The sequence below is a fragment of the Sporomusa sp. genome, from assembly GCF_035561155.1.
Lineage (GTDB): Bacteria > Bacillota > Negativicutes > Sporomusales > Sporomusaceae > Sporomusa.
Genome location: NZ_DATMYD010000094.1, coordinates 25,937 through 36,411 on the forward strand (window position 1 = coordinate 25,937; position 10,475 = coordinate 36,411).

Annotated in this window: 8 protein-coding genes; all 8 read left to right on the forward strand. The window is 44.9% G+C overall.

Going from position 1 to position 10,475, the window contains the following annotated elements:
- Window positions 1-2: 2 nt before the first annotated feature.
- A complete protein-coding gene (gene clpX, locus VN447_RS12925; RefSeq protein WP_325525760.1) occupies window positions 3-1,265 on the forward strand; it encodes an ATP-dependent Clp protease ATP-binding subunit ClpX in 1,263 nt (420 codons plus the stop codon).
- Window positions 1,266-1,438: 173 nt separating this feature from the next.
- Complete coding sequence (gene lonB, locus VN447_RS12930; RefSeq protein ID WP_325525761.1) at window positions 1,439-3,133, forward strand: ATP-dependent protease LonB; 1,695 nt, start codon at window positions 1,439-1,441, stop codon at window positions 3,131-3,133.
- A gap of 144 nt (window positions 3,134-3,277) precedes the next feature.
- Window positions 3,278-5,593 (forward strand): endopeptidase La, encoded by a 2,316-nt coding sequence (gene lon / locus VN447_RS12935; RefSeq protein ID WP_325525767.1) that lies wholly within the window; start codon window positions 3,278-3,280, stop codon window positions 5,591-5,593.
- Window positions 5,593-6,231: a ribosome biogenesis GTP-binding protein YihA/YsxC gene (yihA, locus tag VN447_RS12940; RefSeq protein WP_325525762.1), complete on the forward strand. Its 639-nt coding sequence runs from the start codon at window positions 5,593-5,595 to the stop codon at window positions 6,229-6,231. The genes lon and yihA overlap by 1 nt, the downstream gene beginning before the upstream one ends.
- Window positions 6,232-6,305: 74 nt before the next feature.
- Window positions 6,306-6,755 carry an Lrp/AsnC family transcriptional regulator gene (locus VN447_RS12945; protein WP_325525763.1) on the forward strand — a complete coding sequence of 150 codons (450 nt, stop codon included), beginning with the start codon at window positions 6,306-6,308 and terminating at the stop codon, window positions 6,753-6,755.
- A 50-nt stretch (window positions 6,756-6,805) separates the two neighbouring features.
- On the forward strand, window positions 6,806-7,303 hold the full coding sequence (locus VN447_RS12950) for an AsnC family transcriptional regulator (protein ID WP_325525764.1): 498 nt from the start codon (window positions 6,806-6,808) through the stop codon (window positions 7,301-7,303).
- Window positions 7,296-8,204, forward strand: coding sequence for a phosphate butyryltransferase (locus VN447_RS12955; RefSeq protein WP_325525765.1), 909 nt, complete (start codon window positions 7,296-7,298; stop codon window positions 8,202-8,204). Before VN447_RS12950 ends, VN447_RS12955 begins: the two co-directional genes overlap by 8 nt.
- A 344-nt stretch (window positions 8,205-8,548) precedes the next feature.
- Window positions 8,549-10,180, forward strand: a complete 1,632-nt coding sequence (locus VN447_RS12960) for a lactate permease LctP family transporter (protein WP_325525766.1) — start codon at window positions 8,549-8,551, stop codon at window positions 10,178-10,180.
- The last annotated feature ends 295 nt before the right edge of the window (window positions 10,181-10,475 follow it).

Genomic DNA, 10,475 nt, shown 5'->3' on the forward strand with positions numbered 1-10,475 from the left:
ATATGTTGAAATTCGGTGATGACAGGGGTCAACTAAAGTGTTCGTTTTGCGGCAAACTGCAGGAACAGGTAAAAAAACTTGTTGCCGGGCCAGGCGTATATATTTGTGATGAATGTATAGAACTTTGCAACGAGATCATTGAAGAAGAACTGAGCGAGGATATGGATGTCGAGCTCAGGGATGTCCCTAAACCCAAAGAGATAAAAGATATCCTCGATCAGTATGTAATTGGTCAGGAAGAAGCTAAGAAATCATTGGCTGTGGCTGTGTACAATCATTACAAGCGGATCAACTTGGGTGCTAAAATGGATGATGTTGAATTGCAAAAGTCTAACATCATTATGCTTGGTCCGACTGGCAGTGGTAAAACGCTGTTGGCTCAAACGCTGGCTAAAATCCTCAATGTTCCCTTTGCGGTAGCTGATGCCACCTCGTTAACCGAAGCAGGTTATGTAGGTGAGGACGTAGAAAACATTCTCTTAAAACTCATCCAGTCTGCTGATTATGATGTGGAAAAAGCTGAAAAGGGTATTGTTTACATTGATGAAATTGATAAAATTGCCCGCAAGTCGGAAAACCCCTCAATCACCCGTGATGTTTCCGGTGAAGGCGTGCAACAGGCCTTGCTTAAGATACTGGAGGGCACAGTAGCCAGTGTACCGCCGCAGGGTGGTCGTAAGCATCCACATCAGGAATTTATTCAAATCGACACCACTAACATTCTTTTTATTTGCGGTGGTGCCTTTGACGGCATCGATAAGCTTATTAGCGCCAGAACAGGCAAAAAATCTATGGGCTTTGGTGCTGAAGTCCGCAGTAAAGAAAAAAAGCAATTGGGCGAGATTCTTAAGAACATTCTTCCGGAAGACCTCCTCAAATTTGGGCTTATTCCCGAGTTTGTCGGACGTTTGCCTGTTATTGTTACGTTGGATGCTCTTGATGAAGAGGCGTTGGTACGTATCTTAATTGAGCCTAAGAATGCTCTGGTTAAACAGTATCAGAAATTCTTGGAGATTGACAATGTTCAACTTGAATTTAAAGACGAGGCGTTAAAAGCCATTGCCTCGGAAGCATTAAAACGCAACACCGGTGCTAGGGGACTTAGGGCCATTATTGAGGGTATCATGCGTAATGTCATGTATGATATCCCGTCGCGTACTGATATTGCTAAGTGCATTGTCACCAAAGAGGTCATCGTTAACAAAGAAGAACCTATGCTGGTGACTGCAGAACGCAAAACCAAGAAAAAAGAAGAATCTGCTTAATAAAAGGAGCCGCTAGGCTCCTTTTATTTTTTAATCCTGGCATATGAGTCGTTTTTCAAACAGTCTGCTTGCCGGGTTTTGCCAGGATAAAATAATATTCATTGCCTATACTAGACACATGGTAGAGCAAAAACAATCAAATCTTTTTGCCGGGGAAGGAGGTTCATGGAACTTTGGATTATGCTGTAAATATTATCAGTGTGATTCAGTTGTTTTTTGCTGTGGTTATCGGGCTCTATTTCTGGAACCTATTAAAATCGCAGCAAGGCAACAGGATGGCGGTAGAGCGCGAATCCAGAAAAGAAATGGACAAACTGCAAAAAATGCGGGAGATATCCTTAACCGAGCCGCTGGCTGAAAAAACCCGACCAACCGACTTTTCTGAAATTGTTGGTCAGGAAGAAGGCCTTAAAGCGCTCCGCGCAGCGTTATGCGGCGCTAATCCTCAGCATGTACTTATTTACGGACCACCTGGCGTAGGCAAAACTGCGGCAGCTCGTTTAGTACTTAATGAAGCCAGGCGGAATGGCTATTCACCTTTTAAAATTGCTGCCAAATTTATGGAGCTTGACGCTACGACAGCCAGATTTGATGAGCGCGGTATTGCCGATCCGCTTATCGGTACGGTACATGATCCAATTTATCAAGGAGCCGGTCAGATGGGGATGGCTGGCATTCCCCAACCGAAACCCGGAGCGGTAACTAAGGCGCACGGCGGAGTGCTGTTTATTGATGAAATTGGTGAACTCCACCATATCCAGATGAATAAACTATTAAAGGTGCTGGAAGACCGGAAAGTGTTTTTGGACAGTTCATACTATAACAGTGAAGACACTAATATACCTCAGCACATACACGACATATTTCAAAATGGTCTACCTGCAGATTTTAGGCTCATCGGGGCTACGACTCGTATGCCCCAGGACATTCCACCAGCGATTCGCTCCCGGTGCGTCGAAATTTTTTTCCGACCGCTGCTATCAGATGAAATTGCTATGGTAGCCCTAAACGCCACAAAAAAAATTAACTATACCCTTGCTGAAGGCGCTTTAGAGGTTATTAAGCGTTATGCAACTAACGGACGCGAAGCTGTAAACATCATCCAGATTGCTGCCGGTATTGTCCAAAGCAGCGGCAAAAACGAAAGAACTATTACTCAAGCTGATGTTGAGTGGGTTATCAATTTTGGACAGTATAGTCCGCGGCCTGAGAAAAAAATTCCACTCAAACCCCAAGTAGGCGTAGTAAACGGTTTGGCTGTATATGGGGCAAATATTGGCATGCTTATGGAACTGGAAGTGACAGCAGTGCCTAATAACTATGGTACAGGCAAAATGACTGTTACTGGCGTCGTAGATGAAGAGGAGATTGGTTCGCCGGGGCGTACCATGCGCCGCAAGAGCATGGCAAAAGGTTCGCTTGATAATGTACTTACGGTGTTGGCCAAAGAATTTGGCATTGAATATCCTAAATATGACATACATGTTAACTTCCCCGGTGGGATCCCGGTTGATGGTCCGTCAGCCGGTGTGACGGTAGCAGCCGCTATTTACTCGGCCGTTCACAATGTACCGATTGATAACACTGTAGCTATGACTGGCGAAATTTCCATTCGCGGCTTTGTAAAACCTGTCGGTGGTGTAAGTGCCAAGGTAATGGCTGCCAAGCAAGCTGGCGCACGCCGGGTTATAATCCCTAAGGAAAACTGGCAGGAGATATATAAGGATATGGATATTGAGGTCATTCCTGTTGAAACCCTACAAGAGGTATTAAAACACGCAATGGTTAAGAGTGGTGAAGTTTTACGGCAGGATGCACCGGCAGCTATGCCGGAGGTACTTGCAGCTGCCGGTATCGATAAGGTGTAAATAATTTTAGCCGGGTTACTAACCCGGCTGTTATTATTGGCAAATAAGAGGATTTTTTAGCAAGCACTCAGAATATTTTAAATAGCGGTGTTGAAATACTATTAACTAATAAATACCGCGGGTTACCGAAGGGAGGAAATAATGTTGGCGGAAAAACGGCGTACAATACCACTCTTGCCGCTAAGAGGCATATTAGTTTTCCCATATATGATTATTCATCTGGATGTTGGCCGGGAAAAGTCAATTAGCGCCTTAGAAGAAGCCATGGTTCAAGACCGGCTGATCATGCTGGCTACACAAAAAGATGCCCAAAATGACACACCTCAGCCTGACGATATCTTTTCAGTGGGCACTGTCGCTGAGATTAAGCAGTTATTGAAATTACCGGGAGGCACTATCCGGGTGCTTGTTGAAGGCTTGCATCGCGGGGAGATTGAAGAGTTTATCAGCTTTGATCCTTATTATCAAGTGCAAATTCGCGAGTTTTCCGAGGTTGAACCCAAAACACCGGAAACCGAAGCGCTTACCCGTACCGCAATTAATCAGTTTGAACAATGGGTTAAACTGAGCAAGAAGATACCCCCTGAAACTCTTGTCTCTGTGGTTGTGGTTGAAGAACCCGGCCGTTTAACTGACCTTATCGCCAGTCATTTATCGCTTAAAATTGAAGATAAACAAATACTGTTAGAGGCAGTCAGTGTCAATGATCGGCTGGAACGCCTATGTGAAATTCTAGGCCGCGAGATGGAGATTCTGGAACTTGAGAAAAAAATTCATGTCCGGGTCCGCAAGCAGATGGAAAAAACTCAAAAAGAATATTACTTGCGTGAACAGCTCAAAGCCATCCAAAAAGAATTAGGCGAAAAAGACGAGCGTACCGCTGAAGTAGAAGAATATCGCCAGCGGGTTAAAGAACAAAACCTGCCCAAAGATGTAGCAGAAAAAATTAACAAGGAAATTGACCGTTTGGAAAAAATGCCGCCTATGGTGGCCGAAAGCGGTGTAATTCGTACGTATCTTGATTGGCTTTTGGCATTGCCGTGGAATATTGAGACTGAAGACCGACTGGATATTACTGTGGCCGAAGGGATATTGGACGAAGACCATTACGGGCTGGAAAAAGTTAAAGAACGTATTTTAGAATACCTTTCTATCCGTAAACTGACTGAAAAAATGAAAGGGCCGATTCTTTGTCTTGTCGGACCTCCGGGTGTTGGCAAAACTTCGTTGGCTCGCTCAATTGCCCGGGCAATGGAGCGAAAGTTTGTCCGCGTTTCGTTAGGTGGCGTTAGAGATGAAGCCGAAATTAGAGGCCACCGGCGGACCTATGTTGGAGCGCTGCCAGGACGTATTATTCAAGGAATGCGTACTGTCGGATCTAAAAATCCGGTCTTTCTCTTAGATGAAATTGATAAAATGAGTGCTGATTTCCGGGGTGACCCGTCAGCCGCTCTGCTTGAAGTACTTGATCCTGAACAAAATAATTCATTTAGCGATCATTATGTTGAACTTCCGTACGACTTGTCCCGGGTGCTTTGGGTGGTTACAGCCAATGTGATGCATAATATTCCGCGGCCATTATTAGACCGTATGGAAGTTATCACTATTGCCGGTTATACCGAAGAAGAAAAAGTGGAGATAGCAAAACGTTATCTTATCCCGAAACAAACAACTGACCACGGCCTATCAGCTAAGCAGATCTCTTTTTCTGAGGGTACAATCCAAAAAGTCATCCGCGACTATACTCGTGAAGCCGGCGTAAGAAACCTTGAACGAAATATCGCCAATCTTTGCCGCAAAGTCGCCCGCAAAATTGTTCAAGAGCAGGGGCCGGTTATCAAAATTACTGCGCAAAATCTGCATACATTCCTTGGTGCGCCTAAATACCGTCATGCTCAAGCTGAAGAAACCAGTCAGGTAGGTGTAGCTACTGGCTTGGCTTGGACTGAAGTAGGTGGCGACGTACTGGCGGTTGAAATTTCCACTATGAGAGGCAAAGGTAAATTGACCCTGACTGGCCAATTAGGCGACGTAATGCAAGAATCGGCTCAGGCCGGGTTCAGCTATATCCGTTCACGCGCCAAGGATCTGGGAATTGAAGAAGATTTTCATGAAAAACTTGATATCCACATTCATTTACCGGAAGGCGCTATTCCGAAAGATGGCCCGTCGGCTGGTATAACTATGGCTACTGCCGTAGCTTCAGCACTTACCGGCAAACCGGTCAGAAGCGATATTGCCATGACGGGGGAAATAACTCTTCGTGGCCGGGTACTACCTGTAGGTGGCATCAAGGAGAAAGTCCTTGCCGCTCACCGGGCAGGTATAAGGAAAGTAATGCTGCCGAAAGAAAATAAGCGCGATATTGACGAAATCCCGGCTAACGTAAAACGCAGTCTGGAGTTTGTCCTTGTTGAACATATGGATGAAGTGCTCAAAACGGCATTGGTGACCGAGTAATGGCAGATATTGCTTCGTTTAATATTGTAAGTGCCAGCTATGTAGCTACTGCTGTTAATGCCAACCAGTATCCTGAGGGCAATTTAAGTGAAATTGCTTTTATTGGCCGCTCTAATGTCGGCAAGTCATCGCTTATTAATTCACTATGCCGCCGGCATGGTCTGGCCCGTACCAGCGGTACGCCGGGCAAGACACAGACGATTAATTTTTTTAGTCTGACCGGCAAACTTCCTGACGAGTCACGATTAGATTTTATGCTTGTTGATCTTCCCGGCTACGGGTATGCCAAAAGGGCTCAGACAGCGAGGGCAACTTGGTCTAAGTTTATTGAAGAATACTGGCTCAAATCAACTCGGCTTAAGCTGGTATGCCAACTAATTGACGTTCGCCATCCACCAATGGAGAGTGATATTAACGTCTATCGATGGCTGGTGGAGCATGGCCTTACTGTTCAAGTGGTAGCTACTAAAGCCGATAAAATTACCAAAGGTCGTATCCAGCAGCATGTCCAGGCAATAAGTAAAGGCATTACTATGCCTTTACTTGACCCGGATGGCCGTATTATCACTTATTCAGCCGTAAATGGTGCTGGTCGGGATGAACTTCTTGACGTAATAAGGAATATTTTGTTAAAATAATAATGCTACACTGAGGGGACAGTCGGCCGGCTGTTCCCTTTGCTTAATTACATAATTATAGTTAGGAGGCATGCATGCTAACCACTTTTGATAAAGAACTGCTTAATATTATTCAAACAAGATTGCCCATCGAGCCGCGGCCTTTTGCAAAGGTGGCTGAGTGGCTGGATGTTGATGAGGCTACTGTGTTAGAACGGCTATCTTGGCTAAAAGACCATAGTTATATAAGACGCTTAGGTGCTTTCTTTGACTCGGCTTGCTTAGGCTATGTCAGTACGCTGGCAGCAGTTAAAGTGCGTGCAGCCTGTATTGAGGCAGTTGCGGAGGCTATTAATGCCTATCCGGGTGTCACGCATAATTACGAACGTGAGGGTGAATATAACCTTTGGTTTACACTCCTTACCTCAGAGCAGGCCGAACAAGACCGGACGCTAGCGGCTATTTCCAGTCTGCCGGGGGTTGATGGCCTTATTAGCCTGCCTGCCACTGAAAAGTATAAGGTCAGCGTGGAGTTTAATTTATAGGGAGAATTAGGACTGCTTAAAGTGATGAACAGCAGTTGGCGAGGTGTCTTATGTTAGATAACCTGGATAAAAAAATAATTGCCGTCATGCAGGGTGAGTTTCCTTTGGTAGCCGAGCCCTACAAGGAACTGGCTCATCAAATTGGGATTAGCGAACAAGAACTACTGGAAAGACTGAGCAAATACCGTATGTCTGGACAACTCCGCAAAATGGGAGCAGTACTCAGGCACCGTGAAGTCGGTTATGCTGCTAATGCGCTGTGTGCCTGGATAGTACCTGAACAGCAACTTGCGGAAGTGGGGCAGCTTATGTCCGGTTTTAGGGCGGTTACCCACTGCTATGCCCGCATCCCTCAACCAGACTGGCCTTATAATTTTTATACAATGCTACATGCTCATACCCGCGATGAATGCCGGCGTTTAGCCGAGGAACTAGCGAAAGCAGCTGGCCTTGATATCTACACCCTATTATTCAGCACGCGGGAATGGAAAAAGACTAGTATGAGCTATTTTCCTGAATATGCTAAAGGAGAGGAAGCACTTGACTGACAAACTGCTTAAAAGTTTTGAAGATATACTTGACGCAGTAAAGAATAAATCTCCTAAGCGGGTAGCGGTGGCAGCAGCCCAGGACGATGCCGTCCTTGAAGCTGTTCAGGGAGCACGCGAACAAAAACTTGCCGATTTTACTCTGGTAGGTGATATTGATAAGATCAAAGCTACTGCAGATAAGCTTGGCGTTACCCTGGATGATGTTAAAATGATTCACGAACCTGATGAACGTAAAGCGGCATATCGAGCGGTAGCCTTGGTGTCAAGCGGCGAAGCTGACGTGCTTATGAAAGGTCTAATTAACACCGCCGATTTTTTAAGAGCAGTACTAGACAAAGAGATTGGTCTAAGAACAGGCAGGGTGCTCAGCCACACTGCCGTATACGAACTTCCTGGATTTAATCGGCTCATTATGATAACCGATGGCGGAATGAATATTGCGCCTACACTACAGCAAAAAGCCGATATTATTCAAAATTGTGTTCAATTGGCTAACGTGCTAGGAATCAGTCCTGCCAAAATAGCCGTCTTAGCTGCTGTTGAGGTGGTTAATCCTGATATGCCGGCAACGCTTGAAGCAGCTGCCCTGGCGAAAATGGCTGACCGGGGGCAGATTAAAGGTGCTATTGTTGATGGTCCGTTAGCACTAGATAACGCTATCAACCTGGAGGCCGCTAAACATAAAGGTATCAGGAGTCCTGTGGCCGGAATGGCCGATATCCTGGTTACACCTGATATCGAAGCCGGTAATATGCTTGGCAAATCACTGGTCTATATCGCCAACGGTAAAATTGCCGGCTTGGTTTTAGGTGCGGCTAAACCAGTGGTAGTAACATCAAGAGCCGATACCTACGAGGCAAAAATTATGTCGATAGCTCTAGGGGCATTACTTGGTTAGTTTTAAAGGGCAGCGCTGGAAGCGCAGCCCTTTATTTATTTATTATGAAAATAGTAAAATGATAAAAAGTTATAAATATTTGCATTTTAAAGCAGGATTTTGTAAAACACAAGTAGAATAGCATCAGAGGTAAGATGGTCAGACCACCAGTCCTTAAGGCCGGCATTTTTAGAGTATTTAAAATGTACGGCATCGGGCGAGGGGTGCACGTAAAAAGGATATGTAGTTTTTGAAACTATATATTGAAAGAGGGGTGAATTAACGTAATTTTTAACCAATAGACTGTTTAAACTGAGTTGATTAAAGAGAAAGCGTTAAAGCTAAAAAAGAGGGGTGTAAATTTCATGACGTGGACACAAATATATGACCCAATGGGAAATTTAGCTTTATCGGCATTCATGGCAGCAATTCCGATGATTATTATCTTTTATCTGCTTGCCATACGCCGGACACCTGGTCAAATTGCAGGCGCAGCCGCTGTAACATCGGCAGTGCTTGTAGCAATACTGGTATACAAAATGCCTGTTGCAACAGTTCTTACCGCTACCGGTATGGGCGCAATGTATGGTGTATTCCCCATCTTTTGGATCGTTATTACCGCAATTTTCATTTACAATATGACCGTAGAGACCGGTCAATTTGAAATCATCAAAAACTCAATTGCTTCTATTACAGATGACCGTCGTCTGCAAGCTCTGCTCATTGCTTTCGCTTTTGGCGCATTCCTGGAAGGAGCTGCTGGTTTCGGTACACCTGTTGCTATTTCCGCAGGCATGCTAGTAGGTCTTGGCTTTAATCCGCTATATGCCGCAGGACTTTGCTTGATTGCTAATACTGCACCGGTTGCTTTCGGTGGTATTGGTATTCCGATTATCGTAGCTGGTCAGGTAACCGGCCTTGATACTATGAAAATTAGTTCCATGGTTGGCCGCCAACTGCCATTCCTATCGGTAATTATTCCGATTTGGCTTGTTGTTCTTATGTCAGGCTGGAAGTCCGCAATGGAAGTACTACCTGCTTGTTTGGTAGCTGGTATTTCGTTTGCCTCAATCCAGTATTTCTCATCTAACTTCATCGGCCCAGAACTTCCCGATATACTTTCTGCGCTCGCCACAATTGTAACATTAACAATATTCCTTAAAATGTGGAAGCCTGCTAAAATCTGGAGATTTGCTGATGAAAAGGCTGCTGCAGCTACTACTACTAAACTTCCCGTATATTCATTTGGTACAATTATAAAAGCTTGGTCGCCGTTCATCATCCTCACAGTAATGGTTATTCTCTGGGGTTTAAAGCCGGTTCAAGCTGTAATTGATACAGTATCAATCAAGATACTAGTTCCTGGCCTTGATAAAGTTGTTATGCAGGTTGCACCTATTGCTAAAAAATCGACAGCGATGGCTGCTCTGTATAAGATTAACTGGCTAAGCGCGGCTGGTACCGCATTGTTTATTGCTAGCATTATATCAGCGGCTATTTTAGGTGTTGGTCCTAGTCGCTTCTTTAATATCTTTGTTAGAACCTTTAAACAGTTGACAAAACCGCTTATCACTATTCCTTGCGTACTTGGTCTTGCTTATGTTATGAACTATTCTGGAATGAGCTCCACTCTAGGCCTGTTCTTAGCAGGGACTGGTAGCTTCTTCCCGTTCTTCTCGGCTTTCCTTGGTTGGTTGGGTGTTTTCCTGACAGGTTCAGATACTTCAGCTAATGCGCTCTTTGGTAATCTGCAAGCCGTTACCGCCCAGCAGGTTGGTATGGATCCTGTTCTGGCTGTTGCTGCTAACTCTTCAGGTGGCGTAACTGGTAAGATGATTTCGCCGCAGAGTATTGCAGTAGCTACTGCTGCTACTGGTTTAGTTGGAAAAGAGGGTGACCTGTTTAACTTCACAGTAATGCACTCCCTCGTTCTCGCTGTAATGGTCGGTCTCATGACCTACGCCCAGGCATATGTACTGACCTGGATGATTCCTTAGTGAAATAGCAGTATTTTACTAAAAACAGCCAGTAGTTCTATTTGCATATAGAAGTGCTATATGCTGGGTATGATATGAAGGTGGGGAAAAATATCCCCACCTCATATCATTGTATAAGTTCTTACATTTTCTTCAAACTAGTAGAAGGACATGCTTTATCCGATGACTAACCCGCTCTAAGACTCCCATCTTCTACAAGTGGGAGTTATACCCAAAGGGCACAGGCGAGCGGCTAAGTCCCTGGATAAGGGCGACTAACCTTCAGATGGGGTTAAAACCCCACCTGAAGCTAAGT

What these genes read in the sequence shown, in the direction of transcription:
- clpX (WP_325525760.1), top strand. Translation starts at nt 3, where the DNA reads ATGTTGAAATTCGGTGATGACAGGGGTCAACTAAAGTGTTCGTTTTGC.
- yihA (WP_325525762.1), top strand. Translation starts at nt 5,593, where the DNA reads ATGGCAGATATTGCTTCGTTTAATATTGTAAGTGCCAGCTATGTAGCT.
- VN447_RS12945 (WP_325525763.1), top strand. Translation starts at nt 6,306, where the DNA reads ATGCTAACCACTTTTGATAAAGAACTGCTTAATATTATTCAAACAAGA.
- VN447_RS12950 (WP_325525764.1), top strand. Translation starts at nt 6,806, where the DNA reads ATGTTAGATAACCTGGATAAAAAAATAATTGCCGTCATGCAGGGTGAG.
- VN447_RS12960 (WP_325525766.1), top strand. Translation starts at nt 8,549, where the DNA reads ATGACGTGGACACAAATATATGACCCAATGGGAAATTTAGCTTTATCG.